This window comes from Cellulomonas sp. C5510 (assembly GCF_019797765.1).
GTDB lineage: Bacteria > Actinomycetota > Actinomycetes > Actinomycetales > Cellulomonadaceae > Cellulomonas.
This window is the reverse complement of the sequence record NZ_CP081862.1, coordinates 2,173,806-2,197,802: the sequence shown is the minus strand read 5'-3', so window position 1 is coordinate 2,197,802 and position 23,997 is coordinate 2,173,806. Positions and strand designations below refer to the sequence as shown.

The following is a 23,997-nucleotide window of genomic DNA, read 5'->3' as shown; positions in this document are numbered from 1 at the left end:
AGAATCGTGCGGATAGGCGGCTCGGCCGAGGCGACCCCCGGCCGGGCGGTGGCACGAGGCCGGGACGCCACCACGGCACCGGCGGACGCCGGCGGCGACCGGCAGGGGAGGCGCGCATGGCGGACCAGGCACGGACGTCGGTCCCGGACGCACGGCCGGAGGCACCCCCGAGCACGGGGTCCACCAGCCGGGTGCGCTCGCGCCTGACCCGGTTCGGGCAGGGTCGTGCCGTCGGCCAGTCGCCGGTCATCGAGCCGCTGCTGCAGGCGGTGCGCACCAACCACCCGAAGGCCGACCTCGCGCTGCTCGAGCGTGCCTACGCCACGGCGGAGGCCGCCCACCGTGGGCAGCTGCGCAAGAGCGGCGACCCCTACATCACGCACCCGGTGGCGGTCGCGACGATCCTCGCCGAGCTCGGCATGACCCCGCCGACCCTCGCGGCCGCGCTGCTGCACGACACGGTCGAGGACACCTCGTACTCCCTCGAGCAGCTGCGCGCCGAGTACGGCCCCGAGATCGCGATGCTGGTCGACGGCGTCACGAAGCTCGACAAGGTCACGTACGGCGACGCGGCCCAGGCCGAGACCGTGCGCAAGATGGTCGTCGCGATGTCGCGCGACATCCGGGTGCTGGTCATCAAGCTCGCCGACCGGCTCCACAACGCCCGGACGTGGAAGTTCGTCCCGGCCGCATCCGCGGAGAAGAAGGCCCGCGAGACGCTCGAGATCTACGCCCCGCTCGCGCACCGGCTGGGCATGAACACGATCAAGTGGGAGCTCGAGGACCTCTCGTTCCAGACGCTCTACCCGAAGGTGTACGACGAGATCGTGCACCTGGTCGCGGAGCGCGCTCCGGCGCGCGAGGAGTACCTCGCCGTCGTCCGGGAGCAGGTGGGCGCCGACCTGCGCAGCGCGAAGATCCGCGCGACCGTGACCGGCCGGCCGAAGCACTACTACTCGATCTACCAGAAGATGATCGTGCGGGGCCGCGACTTCGCCGACATCTACGACCTCGTGGGCGTGCGTGTCCTGGTCGACACGGTGCGGGACTGCTACGCGGCGCTCGGTGCGCTGCACGCGCGGTGGAACCCGGTGCCGGGCCGGTTCAAGGACTACATCGCGATGCCGAAGTTCAACCTGTACCAGTCGCTGCACACCACGGTGATCGGTCCGGGCGGCAAGCCGGTGGAGATCCAGATCCGGACGCACGACATGCACCGCCGGGCGGAGTACGGCGTCGCCGCGCACTGGAAGTACAAGGAGAACGCCAAGAACGCCGGCACGGACACCGACGGCAACGACATGGCCTGGCTCCGTCAGCTGGTCGACTGGCAGAAGGAGACGGCCGACCCGTCGGAGTTCCTCGACTCCCTGCGGTTCGAGATCGCCGACGGCGAGGTCTACGTCTTCACGCCCAAGGGCGACGTCATGTCGCTGCCCGCCGGTGCCACGCCCGTCGACTTCGCGTACGCCGTGCACACCGAGGTCGGGCACCGCACGATGGGCGCCCGCGTCAACGGCCGGCTGGTGCCGCTGGACTCCACGCTCGAGAACGGCGACGTCGTCGAGGTCTTCACGTCGAAGTCCGAGACCGCCGGGCCCTCCCGCGACTGGCTGGGCTTCGTCACCAGCCCCCGCGCGCGCAACAAGATCCGCCAGTGGTTCACCAAGGAGCGGCGCGAGGAGGCGATCGAGCACGGCAAGGACGCGATCGCGAAGGCGATGCGCAAGCAGAACCTCCCGATCCAGCGCCTGCTGTCCCACGAGTCCCTCGTCGCGCTCGCCAACGAGATGCGCTACGCGGACGTCTCCGCGCTGTACGCGGCGATCGGCGAGGGCCAGGTGTCCGCGGCGACGGTCGTGCAGCGGCTCGTCCACGCCATGGGCGGGGAGCCGGGCGCCGAGGAGGACATCGCCGAGGTCGCCCGCCCGGGCCAGACCGCTCGACGCGTCCGCACCGGCGACCCGGGTGTCGTGGTCAAGGGCGTGGACGACATCTGGGTCAAGCTGGCCAAGTGCTGCACGCCGGTGCCCGGCGACGACATCATCGGGTTCGTCACACGCGGGCAGGGCGTCAGCGTGCACCGGTCCGACTGCATCAACGTGGCCCAGCTCCGCATGCAGCCCGAGCGCATGGTCGACGTCGAGTGGAGCCAGGGGAGCAGCGCGCTCTTCCTCGTGCAGATCCAGGTGGAGGCGCTCGACCGCAACCGGCTGCTGTCGGACGTCACGCGGGTGCTGTCCGACCACCACGTCAACATCCTGTCCGCGTCCGTGTCGACGTCCCGTGACCGCGTCGCCCAGTCGCGCTTCGTGTTCGAGATGGCCGAGCCGTCGCACCTGGCGTCGGTGCTGTCGGCGGTGCGGAAGGTCGAGGGAGTGTTCGACGTCTACCGCATCACGGGCGCCAAGGCGGAGCAGCCGGTCGTCGACGTCTGACCGGCCGCCGCGCCGGGACGCACGGTGGCCGGGGCCTCGACGACCTCGCGCAGCAGCGCCAGCCCGCGGTCGACCCCGCGGTGACCCGACGTGGCAGCGAGGCGGGTCCGGAGCCGCGCGGCGTCCACGCCGCCGCGCAGCAGCCCCGGCAGCAGGGCGTGGACGACGTCCGCGGGTTCGCGGCACAGCAGGTCCACGGCGGTCCGCGCGGGCGACGTGACGAGGGCGCCGCCGAGCCGGACGACGTCCCGCGGTCCGAGCGCCGCTCGGTCCACGACCACGACCCGTCGGGGCGGCGGCCCTCCGAGGTGGACCCAGGCCGCAGCAGCCCGCGCCACGGCCTCCCGGCGCGCGACCTCCGGCGCGAGGGCGGCGGCGCGTAGGGCCGGCGTCCCCGCGACGCCCCGCGGGAGCGCCACGTCGCCGCGCAGCAGCACGAGGTCGCAGTCGCGGAGCAGCACCTGCCACGCCACGTCGCCGACGTCGGAGCGGCGCACCAGCCGTGGCGGGGAGGCGAGGGCGGCGGGGTGCACGAGCCGGGCGGGCCCGGGCGGGTCGTCGGGGGAGCGCCGGTTCACCCGACGCAGGATGCCGGTCGCCCCCGACGACGTCGAGGGGCGACCGGCACCCTGTGGACAGGCGTCAGCCGCGCGAGTCCTGCGCGGCCCGCTGCACCTGCTCCAGCCACGACCGGCGGGCGTCGAGAGCGGCCTGCGCCTCGGCGACCTTGCGGCTGTCGCCGCCCGCCTGCGCCTTCGCGAGGTCGGCCTCGAGCTGCGCGATCGCGTTCTCGAGCTGCGCGGCAGCGCCCTCGGCGCGCGCACGCGTCTCCGGGTTGGTCCGGCGCCACTCGGCCTGGTCGGCGTCCCGGACGCGCGCCTCGACGGCGCGGAGCCGGCCCTCGACGCGCTGGATGTCGGCGCGCGGCACCTTGCCGGCCGCCTCCCAGCGGTCCTGGATCGACCGCAGCGCGGCCTTGGCCTGGCCGAGACCCTTCGCCGGGTCGATGGCCTCGGCCTCGACGAGCAGCGCCTCCTTGACCTCCAGGTTGGCGCGGAACTCCCGGTCGGTCGCCGCGTTGACCTCGTCGCGGGCGTGGAAGAACGCGTCCTGCGCCGCGCGGAACCGCGCCCACAGGGCGTCGTCGTCCGCCCGGCTCGCCCGGCCGGAGGCCTTCCAGCGCGCCATGAGGTCGCGGTACGCGCCCGCGGTGGCGCCCCAGTCGGTGCTCGACGCGAGGCGCTCGGCCTCGCGCACGATCTCCTCCTTGGCGGCCTTCGCGCCGGCGTTGCGGGACTCCAGCTCGGCGAAGTAGTGGCGCCGCTCCCGGTCGAACGTCGTGCGCGCGTGGCTGAACCGCTTCCAGAGCGCCTCCTCGGACGTGCGGTCGATGCGCGGGCCCGAGCGCTGCGCGTCCTTCCACTCGTCCAGCAGGCCGCGGAGCTGCTCCCCGGCCGGGCGCCACTGCATCCGCGCGGGGTCGGTCGTGGCGATCTTCTCGGCCCGCTCGACGATCGCGGTCCGGGCCTCCAGCGCCGCCTGGCGGGCCGCGGCGCGCTCGGCCTCCACGGCGGCGCGGCGCTCGGCGGCGGCGGCACGCAGGCCGTCCAGCCGGGTGCGCAGCCCGTCGAGGTCGCCGACGGCAGCGGGCTCGGCGGTCTCCTCGGTGAGCTTGGCCAGCGTCTGGTCGATCTCCTTGACCGCCAGGTCGGTCGCCGTCAGCCGCGCCTCGAACAGCGCGACCTTGGCCTGCAGGTCGAGGAACCGGCGCACGTACAGCGCCAGCGCCTCGTCCGCGGACGCACCTGGGAACTGGCCCACGGCGCGCTCGTCGTCCCCCTCGCGCACGTACACGGTGCCGTCGTCGTCGACCCGCCCGAACTGGGCGGCCGCAGCGGCCTCGGCCGAGTCGTCCGGCACCGGCACGGGCACGGCGGGCGCGGCGGCCGGCGACGGCGCCGAACCGGCGGTCGGGCGCGGGCGCGGCTTGAAGGCGCTCGGCAGCGGCGGGCGGGGACCGGGCCGCGGGGCGGGTGCAGGTGCAGGTGCAGGTGCAGGGTCCTGCACGGGTCCGTCCGGCGCCGGGTCGCCGTCCGCGGCCGGATCCCCTGCCGAGGCCTCGGCGGCCTCGGTGACCGGGGCCTGGGTGGCGTCGGTCGGCTCGGAGGCCGGGGCCGCGTCGGGCTCGGCCCCCGAGCCGGGCTCAGCGGGCTCAGCGGGCTCAGCACCCGGATCCTCCGCGGAACCGGCCTCGGTGGCAGCCTCGGCCGCCGCCTCGGGGGTCTCCGCGGCGGCGGGCTCCTCGGCGTCGGTTGCTGCTTCGGGCTCGACCTCGGCCCCGGCCGCGGTGCCGTCCTGCGCAGCGGCGGTCGCGGTCTCGGGGGCGGAGCCCGTCTCGGGCGTCTCGGCGGCGGGCGTCCCGGGGACGGCGGCGTCGTCGCCGTCCTGCGGGTGCTGCTGCGCGTCGGGCGTCTCGGTCACTGGGTCTCCACTCCCTCGATGGTGACGGGGGTCGCCGGGGCGCCGTCCGAGGCACCTCCGGTCACGCCCGCGTCAGCGACTGCCTGCACCACGTCGAGGCCCGACGTGATGCGGCCGAACACGGTGTATCCACCTGCCTGGTCCGACGGGATCGTCGAGTCCTCGTAGACCAGGAAGAACTGGCTGCCCTGCGACTCCCCGTCGCCGGACTGCCGGGCCATCGCGATGGTCCCGGCGGGGTAGACGTCGTCGTCCGGCGCGTTCTCGACCGGACCGAACGCGTAGCCGGGGCCGCCCGTCCCGGTGCCGGTCGGGTCGCCGCACTGCAGCACGTAGATGCCGCTCGTGGTCAGGCGGTGGCAGCCGGTGCCGTCGAAGTACCCCTCCTGCGCGAGGGTCACGAAGCTCGCCACCGCCTGCGGCGCCGCCCGGCCGTCCAGCTCGATGCCGACGTCGCCCTGGTCCGTCGTGATGGTGCCGGTCCAGGTGCGGTCCTCGGCCAGCGAGGCGTCGGGGACCTCGCCGCCGTTGCCGGTACGGGCAGCGGGCGTGCTCGCCGCCGCGGTGGGCGCCGGGTCGGCCTGCGCGGGGGCGTCGTCGCCGCCGGTGACGAGCAGGGCGGCGGCCACACCGGTGCCGAGCACCAGGACGGCGACGACGCCGCCGGCGACCACCTGCAGCCGGCGCCGGTGGGCGCGCTTCGTCGCCTGGCGCTGCTGCCACTTCTCGTAGCGGCGCCGCTCGTACTCGCGCTCGCGCTTGCTGGACGGCACGCACACTCCTCGTCGGTCGATCGGCCGGGGCTGCCCCCCGCGCGCGGACGCAGGACGCCCGCGCCCGCCCGACAGTCTAGGCAGCCGCGGCTGCGGTCGAGTGCGCCCACGGGCCCGGGGCGGGGCACGTCGGCGGCGCTAGCGTGGGCCCGTGCGCATCTTCCCCCTGACGGCCCCGGTGTTCGCCGCCACCTGCTACGTCGTCGCGGCGGACGACGGGAGCTGCGTCGTCGTCGACCCGGGCGGCGGCGTGGCGGCGGCGGTCGCCCGGACCGTGGCCGAGCACGGACTCCAGGTCGCGGGGGTCCTGGCGACGCACGGGCACGCCGACCACGTGTGGGACGCGGGCCGCGTCGCGGGCGCGGCGGGTGTCCCGCTGCGGCTGCACGCGCGGGACGCGTACCGGCTCGACGACCCGGTGGGGACGCTGGGCGACGGCGCGGCGGGCGTGGCCGGCGGGCTGCTCGCGGCCCTCGAGGCGCTCGGCACCGGCACGGCGTGGGAGCCGGCCGCGGTCGAGGTGTTCGGCGCGGGCGACAGCCCCCGCACGGCGGACGAGGAGCTGCTGCTGGGCGGGGTGCGCCTCGTGGCGAGGCACGCCCCGGGGCACACGGAGGGGTCGACGCTGTACCTGCTGGAGGCCGCAGGCGAGCGGATCGCCTTCACCGGGGACGTGCTGTTCGCCGGGACGGTCGGGCGGACGGACCTGCCGGGCGGCGACGCTGCGGCCATGGCCCTGACGCTGCGCGAGGTCGTCGCCGCGCTGCCGCCGCGCACGCACGTGCTGCCCGGCCACGGGCCCGCGAGCCGCGTGGACGTCGAGCTGGCGCACAACCCGTACCTGGCAGGATGACGCGCATGGCACGTCCCACCCCCCTGTCCGGCTTCCCCGAGTGGCTCCCCGACGGTCGCGTCGTCGAGCAGCACGTCCTCGACACCCTGCGGCGCACGTTCGAGCTCCACGGGTTCGCGGGGATCGAGACGCGGGCGGTCGAGCCGCTCGACCAGCTGCTGCGCAAGGGCGAGACGTCCAAGGAGGTCTACGTCCTGCGCCGCCTCCAGGAGGACCCCGACGCCGCGGACGCCGACCGGGCCGGGCAGCTCGGCCTGCACTTCGACCTGACGGTGCCCTTCGCCCGGTACGTGCTGGAGAACGCCGGGCACCTCGCCTTCCCGTTCCAGCGCTACCAGATCCAGAAGGTCTGGCGCGGGGAGCGCCCGCAGGACGGCCGGTTCCGCGAGTTCGTCCAGGCGGACATCGACGTCGTCGGCGCGGGGGAGCTGCCGTACCACTACGAGGTCGACCTGCCGCTGGTCATGGCGGAGGCGCTCGGGGCGCTGCGCGGGATCGGCGTGCCGCCGGTACGCATCCTGGTGAACAACCGCCGCGTGGCCGAGGGCTTCTACCGCGGCCTCGGGCTGACGGACGTCGACGCGGTGCTGCGCAGCATCGACAAGCTCGACAAGGTCGGGCCCGACGCCGTCGCCGGGCTGCTCGTCGCCGAGGCGGGCGCGACTGCGGACCAGGCCCGCGCGTGCCTCGAGCTCGCGGGCATCTCCGGCGGTGACGCCGGGGTGGTCGACCGGGTGCGGGAGCTCGCCGCGCGGCACGGCGTGGAGTCCGAGCTGATGGAGCAGGGCCTGGCCGAGCTGCGCCAGCTCGTCGAGGCCGCCGCGGTCCGCGCGCCCGGCGTGGTCGTGGCCGACCTCAAGATCGCCCGGGGCCTGGACTACTACACCGGGTCCGTCTACGAGACGGTGCTGGTGGGGCACGAGCAGCTCGGGTCGATCTGCTCCGGCGGCCGGTACGACACGCTCGCGTCCGACGGCAAGCAGACCTACCCGGGCGTCGGCCTGTCGATCGGTGTGTCCCGGCTCGTGTCCCGCCTGCTGACCGGCGGGCTCGTCCGCGCCACGCGCGGCGTCCCGGCGGCCGTGCTGGTCGCGGTGACGTCCGAGGAGACCCGGGCGGCGTCCGACGCCGTCGCGACCGCGCTGCGGGCCCGGGGGGTCCCGGTGGAGGTCGCGCCGACGGCCGCGAAGTTCGGCAAGCAGATCCGGCACGCCGACCGGCGCGGGATCCCGTTCGTGTGGTTCCCCGCGACCGAGGACGGCGCCGCCGACCAGGTCAAGGACATCCGGTCCGGCGAGCAGGTCGACGCCGACGCCGCGCTCTGGGCACCGCCCGCCGACGACCTGCACCCGCGCGTCGTCCCCGCGGGGGACTGAGGCGGGCGCGTCCGGGGCCGTGCAGCGCGGCTGCCCCGGGGCGCGGGCCCGCGCCGGGTCGCACGTCGCCCGTCGCTCAGCTCAGCGCGAGCACGCCGGCGTTGAGCGTCGTCGCGTAGAGCACCCACGCCAGGTACGGCCCGAGCAGCCACGCCACGGCTGGCGAGAGCCGGTGGAACGCGACGACGGTCGCCACCAGCGCGACCTCCAGCGCCAGGATGATCACGAGCCCCGCGCCGAGCTGCTGCGCCCCGAAGAACACCGGCGTCCACGCGGCGTTGAGCGCGAGCTGCACGCCGTACAGCACGAGGGCGGTGCGGCCGGCGCGCGCGCCGTGGCGGCGCCAGAGCAGCCACGCCGCGACGGCCATGAGGACGTACAGCACGGTCCAGACCGGCCCGAAGACCCAGTCCGGAGGGGTCCACGCCGGCTTGTCGGCCGCGGCGTACCAGCCGTCCACCGCGGAGGTGGACGCGAGGCCGCCGCCCCACGCGACGGCGGCGTTCACCGCCAGCAGCGCGACGAGCACGGGCCAGCCGCGGGAGGCGGGCGCCGCGTCCCGGCTGGTGGTGGCGGGGACGTCGGGGTGCGTCGAGGTCATGCCTCCACGGTCCGTGCACCCGGCCGCCGGGGCAACCGGAGGGCAGTCGGGCAGACGGCGTGGCGCAGGGCTTGCCAGCGGGTCGAACACGTGTTCGAATCGTGGCGTGCGGTGGGACGGGCAGAAGATCGCGACGGAGGCGGGCGGAACACTGCCCGGGCTCGCGCTGGCGGGTCACCAGCGGTCGGTGCGCACCCCCGAGTTCGCCGGCGTGACGTTCCACGAGGTGCACGCGAAGTCGGCGCTCAACAAGGTGCCGGAGTCGTCGGCGATGCCGTTCCGGTGGACCGTCAACCCCATGCGGGGGTGCCTGCACGCCTGCACCTACTGCTTCGCGCGGCCCACGCACGAGTACCTCGGGCTCGACGCCGGCGCGGACTTCGAGACCCAGATCGTCGTCAAGACCAACGTGGTCGAGGTGCTGACCGCGGAGCTGCGCCGGCCCTCCTGGCGGCACGAGCACGTGGCGCTCGGCACGAACACCGACCCCTACCAGCGGGCCGAGGGCCGCTACGCCCTCATGCCGGGCATCATCGAGGCGCTGGCGCGCTCGGGGACGCCGCTGTCGCTGTTGACCAAGGGGACGCTGCTGCGCCGTGACCTCCCGCTGCTCGCCGCCGCGCAGGCGGAGGTCGGCGTGAGCGTCGCGGTGTCGCTCGCCGTCGGGGACGAGGGTCTGCAGCAGGCCCTCGAGCCGGGGACCCCGACGCCCCGGGCCCGGTTGGCGCTGGTCCGCGCGGTGCGGGAGGCCGGGCTGGAGTGCGGCGTGCTGGTCGCCCCCGTGCTGCCGTGGCTGACCGACTCGACCGAGCACCTCGACGCGCTCCTGGGGGACCTCGCCGAGGCCGGGGCCTCCTGGGTGACGGTCATCCCGCTGCACCTGCGGGGGCCCGTCCGGCCCCTGGTGCTGGGGTGGCTCCGCGAGCACAGGCCCGTGCTGGTGCCGCGCTACCAGCGGCTCTACGGGCGCGGTGCGTACGTGCCGGAGGAGTACCGGCGCTGGCTGCGGGACCGGATGCGGCCGCTGCGCCGGCGGCACGGCCTGCCCGGTCCGGGGCAGGGAGCGGGGGAGCCCTCGCCGTGGCGGGCCCAGCCCTCCGAGAGCCCGGAGGCGGTGGTCGCGGGAGTGGTGCCCCGCGCGGCGGCGTCCGGGGCCGTGCAGCCGGCACTGTTCTGACCTGGGCAGCCGGCCCCGGGGTGCACCCGGCGCAGGCGGGTCTCGGGCCCGGCCCGCGTCCCCGCCGTGCCGTGCGGGCGTCGGGGCGGGGTGGGCGTCCGGCAGTAGACTCGCCGGGCTGCTGCGTGCAGCGACCCACCACCTGAGAGGACTTGTCGTGCTGCGCACCCACACCGCCGGCTCGCTGCGGGCCGAGCACATCGGCACCACCGTCACCCTGACCGGGTGGGTGGACCGCCGCCGTGATCACGGTGGGGTCGCGTTCGTGGACCTGCGCGACGCGTCGGGCATCGCCCAGGTCGTCATCCGTGACGAGGCCGTCGCGCACGGGCTGCGCTCGGAGTACGTCCTCCAGGTCACCGGCGAGGTCGGCCGCCGCCCGGAGGGCAACGAGAACGCCCACCTCGCCACCGGCGAGGTCGAGGTCGTCGCCGCGCAGGTCGTCGTCCTCAACGAGTCCGCACCGCTGCCGTTCCAGGTGTCGTCGTCCCTCGACGAGCCGGTGGGCGAGGAGGCGCGCCTGCGCTACCGCTACCTCGACCTGCGCCGGCCGGAGCCGGCCCGGGCGATGCGGCTGCGCGCGAAGGCCAACCAGGCCGCCCGCCGCGTGCTGGACGCGCACGACTTCGTCGAGGTGGAGACCCCCACGCTGACGCGGTCGACGCCGGAGGGCGCCCGCGACTTCGTCGTGCCCGCCCGACTGGCGCCCGGCTCCTGGTACGCGCTCCCGCAGTCGCCGCAGCTGTTCAAGCAGCTCCTCATGGTCGGCGGGCTGGAGCGGTACTACCAGCTCGCGCGCTGCTACCGCGACGAGGACTTCCGGGCCGACCGGCAGCCGGAGTTCACGCAGCTCGACGTCGAGATGTCGTTCGTGGACCAGGAGGACGTGATCGCCCTCGGCGAGCAGATCCTCGTGGCCCTGTGGGACCTCATCGGCTACCGCATCCCGACCCCGATCGCCCGCATGACCTACGCGGACGCGATGGCGCGCTACGGGACCGACAAGCCGGACCTGCGGTTCGGGCTCGAGCTGGTCGAGCTGACCGGGTACTTCTCCGAGACCCCGTTCCGGGTGTTCCAGGCCCCGTACGTCGGTGCCGTGGTCCAGCCGGGCGGCGCGTCGACGCCGCGCCGCGGGTTCGATGCCTGGCAGGAGTGGGCCAAGCAGCGCGGCGCCAAGGGCCTCGCGTACGTCACGGTGGCCGAGGACGGCACGCTCGGCGGGCCGGTCGCCAAGAACATCTCCGAGACGGAGCGGGCCGGCCTCGCCGAGGCCGTCGGCGCGCAGCCGGGTGACGCCGTGTTCTTCGCCGCCGGCCGCCCGTCGGAGGCCCGCGCCCTGCTCGGCGCCGCCCGCCTCGAGATCGGCCGCCGCGGCGGTCTGGTCGACGAGTCGCAGTGGTCCTTCGTGTGGGTCGTCGACGCGCCGCTGTTCAAGCCGACCGGCGAGGACGACGACGTCGCCGTGGGTGAGGGCGCCTGGACCGCGGTGCACCACGCCTTCACGTCCCCGACCCCGGAGTGGATCGACCGCTTCGAGCAGGACCCGGGCGAGGCGCTCGCGTACGCCTACGACATCGTCTGCAACGGCAACGAGATCGGTGGCGGCTCCATCCGTATCCACCGCCGCGACGTCCAGGAGCGCGTGTTCGCGGTCATGGGCATCGGTGAGGAGGAGGCGCGCGAGAAGTTCGGCTGGCTGCTCGACGCCTTCCAGTTCGGCGCCCCGCCGCACGGCGGGATCGCGCTCGGCTGGGACCGGGTGGTCGCGCTGCTCACGGGCGCGGAGTCGATCCGCGACGTCATCGCGTTCCCGAAGTCGGGCGGCGGCTACGACCCGCTGACCGGGGCGCCCGCGCCGATCACGGAGCAGCAGCGCAAGGAGGCCGGCGTCGACGCTCGTCCGAAGCAGCCCGCCACGGCGCCCGGGTCGGACGCCGGCGTGCCGGACGAGGCCGCTGCGGCGCCCGTCGAGGCGTGACGGCGGCGCCCGGGGCCTCGACGACGCTCCCGGCGCCCTGGGCGGACGACCCGTTCCTGCTCGACGACCGCCCGCTGTGGTCGCCCGAGCAGGTGCTCACCCGGGACGGCGCGCTGCTGCTCGTGCAGCGCGCCGTCCCGGCCGGCGGGCGACCGGGGACGCGCACGAGCCTGGTCGTCCTCGGCCCGGCGGCGCCGGCCGCGGAGCTGCTGCGTGCGCACGCCCGTGCTGCGGGCACCCGGGCCGCGCACACCGTGGCGTGGGTGGACACGGCGGCCCTCGGGCTGCTGCAGGCCGCGGACGTCACGCGCCTGGGTCTGCGACCCGCGCGGACCGGCTGGGAGTGGATGGTCACCGAGCACGCCCCGCCCGCGCTGGCGGGCGAGGTCGGGGTCCGGGAGCTCGACCCGGCCGGCGACGCCGACACGATCCGCGCGTGCCTCGCCGCCGCCAACCCGACCACGGACGCCGACCCCACCGGTCCGGGCGAGCGCTGGTGGGGGAGCGTCGCGCCCGACGGCACGCTGGCGGGGGTGATCGGGTCGGCGCCGCGCGCGGGCCGGGGCGGGCGCCGTCCGGGCGAACCGGGGTCGGCCCACCTGCACGGGCTGGGCGTCCGGCCCGGTGACCGCGGCCAGGGGCTCGGCGCCGCGCTGACGGCCGCCGCGACGCGCACGCTCCTGGCCGACGGCGCGGACTGGGTCTCGCTCGGCATGTGGGACGACAACGACGCCGCCCGCCGCATCTACCACCGCCTGGGCCTGCGCACCCTCCACCGCATGACCACCCTCCGCCGCCCCTGACGCCACCCCGCGCCCTCCTGCTTCCCCTTCCTGCCCCCGCCTCCCGGCCCCCCGCAGTCCGACGAGGCTCGCGCAGCGAGATGGGGCGGACTGTCAGCGGGTGTCCCGCGGCACGGCGCCGGGCGGCGCCACGGGCTCGCGGGGAACGGTGGGAGGCTCCGACGTGTCGTCGTGGTGGGTGCCGGACCACCTCGACGGCACGTCGGAGCCTCCGACGTGCCGGCGGACGTGGGTGACGGCGGGCGTGGGGGCCGGCGGGCCGGCGGGCCGGCGGGAGGCGGGGTGGGGGCGTCCGGGGTCAGTGGGTGATCGCCAGGCGGGCGTGGAGGCGGCGCAGCGGGGCCGGGGCCCACCAGTTGAGGTCGCCGAGGACCGTCATCGTCGCCGGGACCAGCAGCAGGCGGACGAGGGTCGCGTCGATGAGCACCGCGACGGCCAGCGAGAAGCCGACCTCCTTGATGACGAGCAGCTCCCCGGCGACGAACCCGGCGAAGACGGCCACGATGATCGCCGCGGCAGACGTGATGACGCGCCCGGACCGCTGCAGGCCGAGGCGGACGGACTCGTCGTTGCTCGCGCCCGCGTCGTGCAGCTCCTTGATGCGCGAGAGCAGGAACACCTCGTAGTCCATGGCGAGGCCGAAGGCGAAGGCGATGACGAGCGCGAGCACGTACGTCTCGATGCCGCCGGTGGACTCGAAGCCGAGCAGCCCGGACAGGTGCCCGTCCTGGAACACCCAGACCAGGATGCCGAGCGACGCGCTCAGCGACACGGCGTTGGTGAGCAGCGCCTTGACCGGCACGAGCAGCGAGCCGGTCATGAGGAACAGCAGGACCAGCGTCGCGAGCGCCACCACCCCGAGAGCCCAGGGTGCGCGGTCGAACAGCGCGTCGGTGAAGTCGATCTGGTTGGCCGCCTGACCGCCGACCCACGCGTCGAAGGGGAGGTCCAGGTCGCGCAGCCCCTGCACGACCTCCTGCGCGACAGCGCCGCCGGGGTCGGTGCTGTCGGGGCGCACCCCGATCACGACCACCGAGTCGCGCACCGTCGGCGGGTCGACGGAGGCGACGCCGTCGAGCGCCTCGATCTCCGGGACGGCCGCGGCGGCGTCGGCCTCACCGGTCTGCGCGACGAGCACCACGGACGGCGAGGACGACGCCGGGTACTGCTCCGCGAGCACGCGCACGAACTCGCGCTGCGGGCTGGACATCGGCAGGAGCTGCGTCGTGGAGTTGCGGAGCTCGACGTGCAGCAGCGGGGACGCGAGGACGAGGAGCACGGCGAGCGAGCCGCCCATCACCCACCAGGGACGGCGCTGCACGCGGGCCGCGAGCCGCGAGAACGCGCCCTCCTCGGACGCGACGTCCGCGGTGCGGGCGAGGACGCTCCGCACGCCGGGCACGCGGGCGAGCACGCTCGGCCGGGCCAGGCGCCGCCCCCCGAGCACGAGGAGCGCGGGCACCAGCGTCAGGGCGGTCGCGACCGCGAAGACGATGACGGCCACGGACCCGGCGCCGAACGCCCGCAGGATGTCCTGCCGGAACACCAGCAGGCCCGCGATCGAGACCCCGACCGTCAGGGCGGAGAACGCCACCGTGCGCCCGGCGGTGCCCATCGTCGTGACCAGGGCGGTGACGACCGCCCCGTCGCCCCGGCGCCGGCGCGCGGACCGTCCCTCGTCGTCGCCGAGCGCCCGGCCCAGCTCCTCGCGGAACCGGGACACGATGAGCAGGCCGTAGTCGATCGACAGGCCGAGCCCGAGCACGGTGACCACGTTGACGACCGAGGACTCGAGGTCGTCCATCAGGTACGACAGGCCGACGAGCGCACCGAGGCCACCCGCGATGGACGCGACGGCGCCGACGATCGGCATGGCGGCGGCGAGGAACCCGCCGAACACCAGCACCATGATGAGCAGCGCCACCGGCAGGGCGATCGCCTCGCCCGTGGTGAGGTCCCGCTCGACCTGGTCGGTGATGGCCGAGACGATCAAGGAGGTCCCGCCGACCAGTCCCGTGGCACCGGGGGACACGTCGTCGAGCGCGGCCGGCACCTCGCGCAGCCGCTGCTCGACGTCGTGCAGCGCCGCGTCCTCCGCGTCGTCGGCCAGCGCGGGGTCGAGCTCGACGACCACGAGGAACCCGTCACCGTCGGCGGCCAGCAGCGGGGCGGCCGCGGGGTTCTCGACACCCTCCGGGAGGACGAACGGGTCGATGACCGAGACGACTCCCGGCACGTCCGCGACGTCGGCGCGCGCGGGCTCGAGCGCGTCCGCGAGGCCCTCCGCCGCCGGGTCCACGCCCTGCACGACGAGCGTCAGGGACGCGCCCGACGTGTCGGACTGCGCGAGCAGCTCGCTCGCGCGGGCGCTGTCGGAGCCCGGCACCACCGGCTCGCCGGTGGTGAGGCGGTCGAAGAGGTTCTGACCCCCGACGCCGACCAGCGCCAGCAGGGCGCAGACGACGGCGACGACCGCCCAGGCGGCGAGCGTCAGGCGGGGGTGACGGGCGACGGTGCGCCCCAGGCTCTCGAACACGCCGGTCAGCATCGCAGGCCGGACCGGGCTCGCGCATCACCGGCGGCGGCGGGGCCGGCGGGACGGCCCGCCGGCCCGGGTCCTCAGTTGTCGGCGGGGCTGCGTAGGCTCGCCGCATGGACCTGTTCGACGCGGTGACCTCCACCGCGCAGGGCACCCCCGCGCCGTCCGCGGGGGCGCCGCTCGCCGTGCGGATGCGGCCGAGCAGCCTGGCGGAGGTCGCCGGGCAGGAGCACCTCCTGGTGCCGGGGTCTCCCCTCCGCCGCCTCGTCGAGGGCGGTGCGGGTGACGCGTCGCGGCGGGCGGCGCCGTCGTCCGTCGTGCTGTGGGGGCCGCCGGGCACGGGCAAGACCACGCTCGCGTACCTCGTGGCGACGACGTCCGGGAGGCGGTTCGTCGAGCTGTCGGCCGTGACCGCCGGGGTCAAGGACGTCCGCCAGGTGGTCGACGACGCCCGTCGCCGTCTGGCCGCGGACGGTTCCGAGACGGTGCTGTTCATCGACGAGGTGCACCGCTTCACCAAGGCGCAGCAGGACGCGCTGCTGCCGAGCGTCGAGAACCGCTGGGTGACGCTGGTGGCGGCGACGACCGAGAACCCGAGCTTCTCCGTGAACTCGCCGCTGCTGTCGCGCTCCCTGCTGCTCACGCTGAAGCCGCTCGGTACCGAGGACGTGCGGGCGCTGGTGCGCCGGGCCGTCGTCGACGAGCGGGGGCTCGGCGGTGCCGTGCGGCTCGAGGAGGAGGCCGAGGAGCACCTGCTGCGGCTCGCGGGCGGCGACGCGCGCAAGGCCCTGACGGTCCTCGAGGCCGCCGCGGGTGCGGCGCTCGCCGACCGGGACGCGCGTGCGGCCGACCCGGACGCGGACCACGACGGCGAGGACGCGGACGCGCCGGCTGTCGTCGACCTCGCGACCGTCGAGCGCGCGATCGACGTCGCCGCCGTGCGCTACGACCGTGACGGCGACCAGCACTACGACGTCATCAGCGCCTTCATCAAGTCGGTGCGCGGCTCGGACGTCGACGCGGCCCTGCACTACCTCGCGCGGATGATCGCCGCGGGGGAGGACCCGCGGTTCATCGCGCGGCGGGTCGTCATCTCCGCCGCCGAGGACGTCGGCATGGCGGACCCGAGCGCGCTGCAGACCGCCGTCGCCGCCGCGCAGGCCGTGGCCCTGATCGGCATGCCGGAGGCGCGCATCATCCTCGCCGAGGCTGTCGTGCACCTGGCGACCGCGCCGAAGTCGAACGCCGCCTACACCGGCATCGACGCGGCCCTGACGGACGTGCGGGCCGGCCGGGTCGGGTCCGTGCCGCCGCACCTGCGCGACGCGCACTACGCCGGCGCCGAGGCGCTCGGCCACGGGAAGGGCTACCTCTACGCGCACGACCACCCGCACGGCATCGCCGCGCAGCAGTACCTCCCGGACGACCTGGTCGGCACCCGCTACTACGCGCCGACGGACAACGGCTACGAGCGGCAGGTGGGTGAGCGGCTCGGGCGGATCCGGTCGGTGCTCGACCAGGCGCCCGCTCCCGGGGGCGGTGGCTGACCGGTGCCGCGCCCGTGGCGACGGGCGGCGGCCGAGCGCGGGGCCGGCGGGCCCCCGTGGCGACGGTTAGGCGCAGGGCGTCCGAGCCGGTAGAGTCGACCGGTCGTCCGGGTTCACCGGACGCGCCTGGGGCCCTAGCCAGCCACCGCCGCTCCCGAGCGGCTCCGGCACGAAGGTCGGCCCCACGCCCGCCGCGGAACCTCCCGCGCCCGGGTGTGCCGTGATCGAACGACAGGAAGAACACTGTGAGCAACGTGACCCGTTCGCGCCGCCAGGTGCGCCTCTCGCGCGCCCTGGGCCTCGCGCTGACGCCGAAGGCCGTCAAGCACTTCGAGAAGCGCCCCTACCCGCCCGGCGAGCACGGCCGCGCCCGCCGCCGCACCGAGTCCGACTACGCCGTGCGCCTGCGCGAGAAGCAGCGTCTGCGCGCCCAGTACGCGCTGCGCGAGAAGCAGCTGGCCCGCGCCTACGAGGCCGCCCGCAAGGCCCCGGGCCTGACCGGTGAGGCCCTCGTCGAGGACCTCGAGACCCGCCTGGACGCGCTGGTGCTCCGCGCCGGCTTCGCCCGCACCATCCTGCAGGCCCGCCAGGTGGTCGTGCACCGCCACGTGCTCGTCGACGGCAAGATCGTGGACCGCCCGTCGTTCCGTGTGAAGGAGGGCCAGACCCTCCAGATCAAGCCGAAGTCGCAGACGACGGTGCCGTTCCAGGTCGCCGCCGCCGGCGCGCACCGCGACGTGCTGCCGGCCGTCCCGGGCTACCTGGACGTGCAGCTCGAGAAGCTCTCGGCTGTGCTGACGCGCCGCCCGAAGCGTGCCGAGGTGCCGATCACGTGCGAGGTCCAGCTGGTCGTCGAGTACTACGCCCGCTGACGCACCCGCGACACCGACCGCGACGCCCCGCACCGCCCGACAGGGACCGTGTGCGGGGCGTCGCGGCCGTCCCGGGGCCGCCGCGCCGCTCCCGGTAGGGTTCCGGTGACGCCGCACGGCGCCGACACGACGCAGAAGGGCTGGCCATGCTGGGAGACATCGCGGGGCTGATCGCGGCCACCGCCTTCGTGCTGCTGGTCGGCGCGCTCGCCGTGCCGCTGGTGAAGCTCGGCCGGGTGCTGGACGAGACCCGCACGTCCGTCCGGGAGATCACCGAGCACACCGTGCCGATCCTCGACGAGGCGGCGACGACCGTGTCCGCGACCAACACCCAGCTCGAGCGCGTGGACGCGATCACGACCTCCGCGGCGCAGGTCACGCAGAACGTCTCGGCGCTCACCTCGCTGTTCGCGGCGACCGTCGGCGGGCCGATGATCAAGGTCGCGGCCTTCAGCTACGGCGTCCGGCGCGCGCTGTCGGGGCTCGGCAAGGGCCGGTCGGCGCGATGAGACGGCTGTTCTGGGTCGGCGTCGGGGCGGCCGTGGCCGTCGCCGGTGCGCGCCGCCTGGGGCTGCTGGACACCCCGGGGGCTGCGCGCGACGCGGCCCCGGCCGCGGACGGCTCCCTCGGGGCCGCCGCCCTGGCGGCCCAGGCCGCGCGCACCGCCTTCCGGGCCGGGGCGACCACCGCCGGCGCGGTCCGCTCGCTCGCCGACGCCCGGCGGGAGCTGCGGGCCGGCATGGCGGAGCGCGAGGCGCAGCTGCGGCACGACCTCGTCGGCGACGTGGACGTGGACGCCCTGCGGGCCGAGCGCGCTGCGCGGCGCGCGACCACGTCGGACGACGGCGGTGCCGTGCCGCCGGCCTGGCACCACGACCCCGAGGCCCGGTCGGCCGCCCGCGAGGCCCGCGCCCGTCGCGGCTGGGCCGAGGAGCCCACCGAGGACCCGGAGGACGAGGACGGCGACGTGCCGTACTCGTTCTACTGACGACGGCCCGCAGCCCCCTAGGCTGCTCCCCGGCCGGACGGGAACACCCCGGGCCGGCGCGACGCTGAGCACGACAGCGGCGGGACGCGGTCCCGCCCACCGACACTGCAGAGGACACCATGCGCACCGCCGAGATCCGCCAGCGTTGGCTCGACTTCTTCGAGGCCCGCGGTCACGCCGTGGTGCCCTCGGCCCCGCTGATCTCGCCCGACCCGTCGACGCTGTTCGTCATCGCGGGCATGGTGCCGTTCATCCCCTACATGCTCGGCGAGCAGACGGCCCCGTGGCCGCGCGCGACCAGCGTGCAGAAGTGCGTGCGGACCCTCGACATCGAGGAGGTCGGCAAGACCACCCGCCACGGCACGTTCTTCCAGATGAACGGCAACTTCTCGTTCGGCGACTACTTCAAGGAGGGGGCGATCACCCACGCGTGGGAGCTGATCACCACCCCCCAGGACCAGGGCGGCTACGGCTTCGACCCGGAGACGATCTGGGTCACGGTCTACGAGACCGACGACGAGGCGGCGGAGCTCTGGAAGACGATCGCAGGCCTGCCGGACGAGCGCATCCAGCGCCGCGGCATGAAGGACAACTACTGGTCCACCGGTGCGCGCGGCCCCGCCGGTCCGTGCTCGGAGATCTACGTCGACCGCGGCCCGGCGTACGGGCGCGAGGGCGGCCCGGTCGCCGACGAGGACCGGTACATCGAGATCTGGAACCTCGTCTTCATGCAGTACGAGCGGGGCGACGGGGGCGGCAAGGAGAACTTCCCGATCCTCGGCGAGCTCAAGCAGAAGAACATCGACACCGGCATGGGCCTGGAGCGCGTCGCGTTCCTGCTGCAGGGCGTCGACAACATGTACGAGATCGACGAGGTCTTCCCGGTCATCGAGGCCGCGCAGCAGCTGTCCGGACGCCGCTACGGCGCCGACCACGAGGACGACGTGCGGATGCGCGTGGTCGCGGACCACGTGCGCTCGGGCCTGATGCTCATGGGCGACGGGGTCGTGCCGTCCAACGAGGGCCGCGGCTACGTGCTGCGTCGCCTGCTGCGCCGCGCGGTGCGGGCGATGCGCCTGCTCGGGGTCGAGACGCCGGCGCTGCCGACGCTGCTGCCCGTGTCCCGCGACGCGATGTCACCGTCGTACCCGGAGCTCGCGCGCGACTTCGACCGCATCGCCCGGGTCGCGTACGCGGAGGAGGAGGCGTTCCTGCGCACCCTGGTGTCCGGCACGTCGATCCTCGACCTGGCGGTCTCGGAGGCGAAGTCCGCGGGCTCGCCGGGCGCGTCGCCGCTCCTGTCGGGCGAGAAGGCGTTCCAGCTGCACGACACCTACGGCTTCCCGATCGACCTCACCCTCGAGATGGCGGCCGAGCAGGGCGTCTCCGTCGACGAGAAGGCGTTCCGGACCCTGATGCAGGCGCAGCGCGACCGCGCCCGGGCGGACGCGCTGGCCAAGCGCGCGGGCCGCACGGACACGGCGGCGTACCAGGACCTGCACGCGACGCTCAGCGGCTCGGCCGGCAAGCCCGTCGAGTTCGTCGGCTACGACCGCACCACGTCCCGCGCGCGGGTCGTGGGCCTGCTGGTCGACGGTGCGCCCGCGCCCGCGGCGACGGCCCCGGCGGACGTCGAGGTCGTCCTGGACGTCACGCCGTTCTACGCCGAGATGGGTGGCCAGCTCGCGGACCACGGCACGATCGTGCTGGACGGGGGCGCGACGATCGAGGTCGACGACGTCCAGGCGCCCGTCAAGGGCCTGCCCGTGCACCGCGGGCGCCTCGTGGAGGGCACCGTCACGCTCGACGAGCCCGGCGTCGCCGCGATCGACACCGAGCGCCGCCTCGCGATCAGCCGTGCGCACACCGCCACGCACATGGTCCACAAGGCGATCCAGGAGTCCCTGGGCCCGACCGCGACCCAGGCGGGCTCGGAGAACGCCCCGAGCCGCGTGCGGTTCGACTTCCGCTCCGGCCAGGCCGTCCCGCAGGGCGTGCTGTCCGAGGTCGAGGGGCGCGTCAACACCCGGCTCCAGGAGGACCTCGAGGTCACGGACGCGGTCATGCCGATCGCGGAGGCGCGGGCGCTCGGCGCCATGGCGCTGTTCGGGGAGAAGTACGGCGACCAGGTGCGCGTCGTGTCGATCGGCGGCGACTGGTCGCGCGAGCTCTGCGGTGGCACCCACGTGCGCCGCTCCGGCGAGCTCGGCCTCGTGACGCTCCTCGGCGAGTCGTCCATCGGCTCCGGAGTCCGCCGCGTCGACGCCCTCGTGGGTGACGGGGCGTACGGCTTCCACGCCAAGGAGCGCGCGCTGGTGGGGCAGCTCTCGGGCCTGCTCGGGGCGCGCCCCGACGAGCTCGCGGACCGCGTGTCCTCGCTGCTCACGCGGCTGAAGGACTCCGAGAAGCAGCTCGCGTCCGCGCGGGCCGCCCAGGTCCTCGCGGCGGCGGGCGCGCTCGCCGCGTCCGCGGAGGAGGTGGCGGGCGTGCGGGTCGTGACGCACGACGCCGGCGAGGCCACGGCGGACGACCTGCGCACGCTGGTGCTCGACGTCCGGGGCCGCCTCGGCGAGTCCTCGCCCGCGGTCGTCGCCGTCGGCGGGGTCGCGAAGGGCCGGCCCGTCGTGGTCGTCGCCACGAACGCGGGAGCCCGGGAGAAGGGCGTGCGGGCCGGTGCGCTCGTGCGGACCGCCTCCGGGCTGCTCGGCGGGGGCGGCGGCGGCAAGGACGACCTCGCGCAGGGCGGCGGTGCCGACGCGGCCCGCCTGCCGGAGGCCCTCGCCGGGGTGCGCGACGCGATCCGGGCGGGCGTCTGAGCGGGGTGGCCGGCGTGCACGGCTCGGGCCGCGCGCCGGGGGACGACGAGGTCCCGGACGCCGACGTGGTGGTCCGGGGCGCGCGCCTGGCCGTCGACGTGGGCTCCGTGCGGGTCGGCCTCGCGGCCAGCGACCCGGACGGCCTCGTCGCCACGCCGGTCGCCACGCTCGCACGCGACACGCGTCGTCCCGCCCCCGGTGACCTGCCCCTCGACCTCGCGCAGGTCGTCGCGGAGGTGGCCGAGCGGGCCGCCGCGGCCGTCTACGTCGGCCTGCCGCGGCACCTGTCCGGCACGGAAGGCGCTGCGGCACAGGCCGCGCGCGCGTACGCTGGGACGCTGGCGACGGCTGTCGCGCCGGTCCCGGTGCGGCTGGTCGACGAGCGCATGAGCACGGTGAGCGCTCACCAGGCGCTGCACGCGTCCGGCCGGTCGGGTCGTCGTCATCGCGCGGTGGTCGACCAGGCGGCCGCCGTCGTCATCCTGCAGACCGCGTTGGACGCGGAGCGTTCCTCGGGCCGCCGGCCCGGTGAGCGGGTCACGGCGACCCGCACGGAGGACGCCCCGGGTCGGCGCCAGGGGGGTCTGGGGGACGCAGGTCAGGCAGGACACACCGAAGGGACAGCGGAGTGAGTGACCTCTTCCTCGGGGCTCCGGAGCAGGAGCACGGCGAGGCCCCCCCGCCCTCGCGCCGCTCCCGCAGGGACACGAAGGAGCAGCACGTCCGGCAGCGCAAGACGCGCCGTCGGCGCTCCGTCGTCGTCCTCGTGCTCGCCCTTGCCCTCGTCGGCGGCGCCGCGTTCGTCGTCTGGAGCGTGGTCGGTGGGCTGTTCTCCGGCGACGACGCCGAGCAGACCGTCCAGGACTACCCGGGTCCCGGCAGCGGCGAGGTCCAGGTGACCGTCGCGTCCGGCGACACCGGCGGTGCGATCGGGCAGACCCTGGCCGAGGCGGGCGTGGTCGCGACCGCGCGCGCGTTCTCCGACGCGTACGCGACGAACCCGAACGCGCAGTCGATCCAGCCCGGCACGTACGCGCTGCAGCTCGAGATGAAGGCCAGCGACGCCGTCAACGCGCTGCTCGACGCGGAGAACCGCGTGTCCAACCGCGTGACGATCCCTGAGGGCTACACCGCGCAGCAGATCTACCAGCGCGTGTACGAGATCGCGACCATCCCCGTGGAGGACCTGGAGGCAGCCGCGGCCGACACCGCCGCGATCGGGCTGCCGGCGGAGGCGAACGGCAACGTCGAGGGCTGGCTGTTCCCCGCGACCTACGAGATCGAGCCCGGCACGAGCGCCACCGAGGTGCTGTCGCAGATGGTCGCGCGCACCGTCGCGGTGCTCACCGAGAAGCAGGTCCCGCAGGACCAGTGGGAGACGGTGCTGAACAAGGCGTCGATCGTCGAGCGCGAGGGCAAGCTCGACGAGGACCGGCCGAAGATGGCCCGCGCGATCCAGAACCGGCTGGACATCGAGATGCCGCTGCAGATCGACGCGATCGTGGCGTACGGGCTCGGCAAGTCCGGCGCGGACCTCACGTACGCCGACACCCGCGACGCCCAGCCGCCGTACAACCCGTACAACTCGTACAAGGTGCTGGGCCTGCCGCCGACGCCGATCGCCTCACCCGGCGAGGCCTCCATCGACGCGGTGCTGCACCCCGCCGACGGGCCGTGGCTGTACTGGGCGACGGTGAACCTCGACACGGGGGAGACCAAGTTCTCGGAGACGTTCGCGGAGCACCAGACCTACGTGGACGAGCTGCGGGAGTGGCAGGCCGCGAACCAGTGACGACCGCTCCCCGCCGGGCGGCCGTCCTGGGCCACCCGGTCGCGCACTCCCTGTCGCCCCGGCTGCACCGGGCCGCGTACGCGGCGCTCGGCCTGGAGGGCTGGCGCTACGACGCGGTCGACGTCACGGAGGACGCCCTGCCCGGGTTCGTCGCGGCGCTCGACGACAGCTGGGCGGGGCTCAGCGTGACGATGCCGCTCAAGCAGGCCGTCATGCCGCTGCTCGACCACGTCGAGCCGCTCGCGGGCGTGGTCGGGGCGGTCAACACCGTGCTCGTGCAGCCCGGTGGCCGGCGCCCGGTCCTCACGGGTGCCAACACGGACGTGCACGGCATCGTCGCGGCGCTCACCGAGGGGCTCGCCGTGCGCGGGCAGGCGGCGGTCCCACCCACCGGGGGGCGAACCGCCGTCGTCCTGGGGGCGGGCGCCACCGCGGCGTCGACGCTGGCCGCCCTGGCGGAGCTCGGCTGCACCACGCCGGTCGTGCTCGTGCGCTCGATCGGGCGCACCGGCGGGCTCGCGCGGGCCGCGCACCGGATGGGTGTCGAGCCGGTGCTCCGGCCCCTCACGGAGGCGGTGGGCGCCCTGGCGCGGGCCGACCTCGTGGTGTCGACGCTACCGCCGCACGCCGCGGACGGGCTGGCGGCGGAGCTCGCGGGCGCCGGTGCGGGCGCCGGAGCCGGCGCAGCGCCCGGCGTGCTGCTCGACGTCGCGTACGACCCGCGCCGCACCGCGCTGGCGGACGCGTGGGAGACCCGGGGCGGCGTCGCCGTGCCGGGGGAGCGGATGCTGCTGCACCAGGCCGTCGAGCAGGTGCGCCTCATGACGGGACGTCCCGGGCCGCTCGACGCGATGGCCGCCGCGCTCGGCGAGGCCCTTGAGGCGCCCGCGGGCTGAGCCGCCCGGGGACCCGCCGGGCGCGCCGGTGCCCGACGGTCCCTCATCTCCCCCCGCCCTCCTG

General features: G+C 75.4%; 19 protein-coding genes. 14 read left to right on the top strand and 5 right to left on the bottom strand.

The features are described 5' to 3' along the window. The first annotated feature begins 116 nt into the window (after nt 1-116). Nucleotides 117-2,438: a bifunctional (p)ppGpp synthetase/guanosine-3',5'-bis(diphosphate) 3'-pyrophosphohydrolase gene (locus K5O09_RS10275; protein WP_222169476.1), complete on the top strand. Its 2,322-nt coding sequence runs from the start codon at nt 117-119 to the stop codon at nt 2,436-2,438. On the opposite strand, the gene K5O09_RS10270 is transcribed toward K5O09_RS10275, so the two are convergent. From K5O09_RS10270 to K5O09_RS10260, 3 genes are all read right to left on the bottom strand, one after another. Next, nucleotides 2,390-3,016 (bottom strand): hypothetical protein, encoded by a 627-nt coding sequence (locus tag K5O09_RS10270; RefSeq protein WP_222169475.1) that lies wholly within the window; start codon nt 3,014-3,016, stop codon nt 2,390-2,392. The two genes, K5O09_RS10275 and K5O09_RS10270, sit on opposite strands and share 49 nt — an antisense overlap. 64 nt (nt 3,017-3,080) lie before the next feature. After that, entirely contained in the window at nt 3,081-4,919 is a 1,839-nt protein-coding gene (locus tag K5O09_RS10265; RefSeq protein ID WP_222169474.1) for a DUF349 domain-containing protein, read from the bottom strand. Next, entirely contained in the window at nt 4,916-5,692 is a 777-nt protein-coding gene (locus K5O09_RS10260) for a peptidylprolyl isomerase (protein WP_222169473.1), read from the bottom strand. Before K5O09_RS10260 ends, K5O09_RS10265 begins: the two co-directional genes overlap by 4 nt. Before the next feature lie 151 nt (nt 5,693-5,843). Here K5O09_RS10260 and K5O09_RS10255 point away from each other — a divergent pair, with 151 nt between their 5' ends. Both K5O09_RS10255 and hisS read left to right on the top strand, forming a co-directional pair. Then, nucleotides 5,844-6,545 (top strand): MBL fold metallo-hydrolase, encoded by a 702-nt coding sequence (locus K5O09_RS10255; RefSeq protein WP_222169472.1) that lies wholly within the window; start codon nt 5,844-5,846, stop codon nt 6,543-6,545. A 5-nt stretch (nt 6,546-6,550) separates the two neighbouring features. After that, entirely contained in the window at nt 6,551-7,921 is a 1,371-nt protein-coding gene (hisS, locus tag K5O09_RS10250; protein ID WP_222169471.1) for a histidine--tRNA ligase, read from the top strand. Between the two features lie 76 nt (nt 7,922-7,997). Here hisS and K5O09_RS10245 read toward each other — a convergent pair whose 3' ends face one another. Continuing rightward, nucleotides 7,998-8,522: a TspO/MBR family protein gene (locus K5O09_RS10245; protein ID WP_222169470.1), complete on the bottom strand. Its 525-nt coding sequence runs from the start codon at nt 8,520-8,522 to the stop codon at nt 7,998-8,000. Between the two features lie 106 nt (nt 8,523-8,628). On the opposite strand from K5O09_RS10245, the gene K5O09_RS10240 reads away from it, so the two are divergent. The 3 genes from K5O09_RS10240 (at nt 8,629) to K5O09_RS10230 (ending at nt 12,483) form a co-directional block, all read left to right on the top strand. Next, the gene (locus K5O09_RS10240) at nt 8,629-9,699 is read left to right on the top strand and encodes an Rv2578c family radical SAM protein (protein WP_222169469.1); all 1,071 of its coding nucleotides are present in this window, start codon (nt 8,629-8,631) and stop codon (nt 9,697-9,699) included. Nucleotides 9,700-9,856: 157 nt separating this feature from the next. Beyond that, nucleotides 9,857-11,680 (top strand): aspartate--tRNA ligase, encoded by a 1,824-nt coding sequence (gene aspS / locus K5O09_RS10235; protein WP_222169468.1) that lies wholly within the window; start codon nt 9,857-9,859, stop codon nt 11,678-11,680. Beyond that, nucleotides 11,677-12,483, top strand: coding sequence for a GNAT family N-acetyltransferase (locus K5O09_RS10230; protein WP_222169467.1), 807 nt, complete (start codon nt 11,677-11,679; stop codon nt 12,481-12,483). The genes aspS and K5O09_RS10230 overlap by 4 nt, the downstream gene beginning before the upstream one ends. Before the next feature lie 298 nt (nt 12,484-12,781). On the opposite strand, the gene K5O09_RS10225 is transcribed toward K5O09_RS10230, so the two are convergent. Beyond that, a complete protein-coding gene (locus K5O09_RS10225) occupies nt 12,782-15,019 on the bottom strand; it encodes an MMPL family transporter (protein ID WP_370635422.1) in 2,238 nt (745 codons plus the stop codon). A gap of 116 nt (nt 15,020-15,135) precedes the next feature. On the opposite strand from K5O09_RS10225, the gene K5O09_RS10220 reads away from it, so the two are divergent. The 8 genes from K5O09_RS10220 to K5O09_RS10185 all read left to right on the top strand — a co-directional run bounded on the left by K5O09_RS10220 (nt 15,136) and on the right by K5O09_RS10185 (nt 23,933). Next, nucleotides 15,136-16,569: a replication-associated recombination protein A gene (locus tag K5O09_RS10220; RefSeq protein ID WP_222169465.1), complete on the top strand. Its 1,434-nt coding sequence runs from the start codon at nt 15,136-15,138 to the stop codon at nt 16,567-16,569. Nucleotides 16,570-16,814: 245 nt separating this feature from the next. Then, nucleotides 16,815-17,441 carry a 30S ribosomal protein S4 gene (gene rpsD / locus K5O09_RS10215; protein ID WP_222169464.1) on the top strand — a complete coding sequence of 209 codons (627 nt, stop codon included), beginning with the start codon at nt 16,815-16,817 and terminating at the stop codon, nt 17,439-17,441. A 146-nt stretch (nt 17,442-17,587) separates the two neighbouring features. Continuing rightward, nucleotides 17,588-17,950, top strand: coding sequence for a DUF948 domain-containing protein (locus K5O09_RS10210; RefSeq protein ID WP_222169463.1), 363 nt, complete (start codon nt 17,588-17,590; stop codon nt 17,948-17,950). Continuing rightward, the gene (locus K5O09_RS10205; RefSeq protein ID WP_222169462.1) at nt 17,947-18,429 is read left to right on the top strand and encodes a hypothetical protein; all 483 of its coding nucleotides are present in this window, start codon (nt 17,947-17,949) and stop codon (nt 18,427-18,429) included. The genes K5O09_RS10210 and K5O09_RS10205 overlap by 4 nt, the downstream gene beginning before the upstream one ends. Before the next feature lie 119 nt (nt 18,430-18,548). Continuing rightward, nucleotides 18,549-21,245: an alanine--tRNA ligase gene (alaS, locus tag K5O09_RS10200; RefSeq protein ID WP_222169461.1), complete on the top strand. Its 2,697-nt coding sequence runs from the start codon at nt 18,549-18,551 to the stop codon at nt 21,243-21,245. A gap of 14 nt (nt 21,246-21,259) precedes the next feature. Next, nucleotides 21,260-21,877 carry a Holliday junction resolvase RuvX gene (ruvX, locus tag K5O09_RS10195; protein WP_370635421.1) on the top strand — a complete coding sequence of 206 codons (618 nt, stop codon included), beginning with the start codon at nt 21,260-21,262 and terminating at the stop codon, nt 21,875-21,877. Then, complete coding sequence (mltG, locus tag K5O09_RS10190) at nt 21,874-23,037, top strand: endolytic transglycosylase MltG (protein WP_222169460.1); 1,164 nt, start codon at nt 21,874-21,876, stop codon at nt 23,035-23,037. Before ruvX ends, mltG begins: the two co-directional genes overlap by 4 nt. Then, complete coding sequence (locus K5O09_RS10185; protein WP_222169459.1) at nt 23,034-23,933, top strand: shikimate dehydrogenase; 900 nt, start codon at nt 23,034-23,036, stop codon at nt 23,931-23,933. The genes mltG and K5O09_RS10185 overlap by 4 nt, the downstream gene beginning before the upstream one ends. Nucleotides 23,934-23,997: the final 64 nt, after the last annotated feature.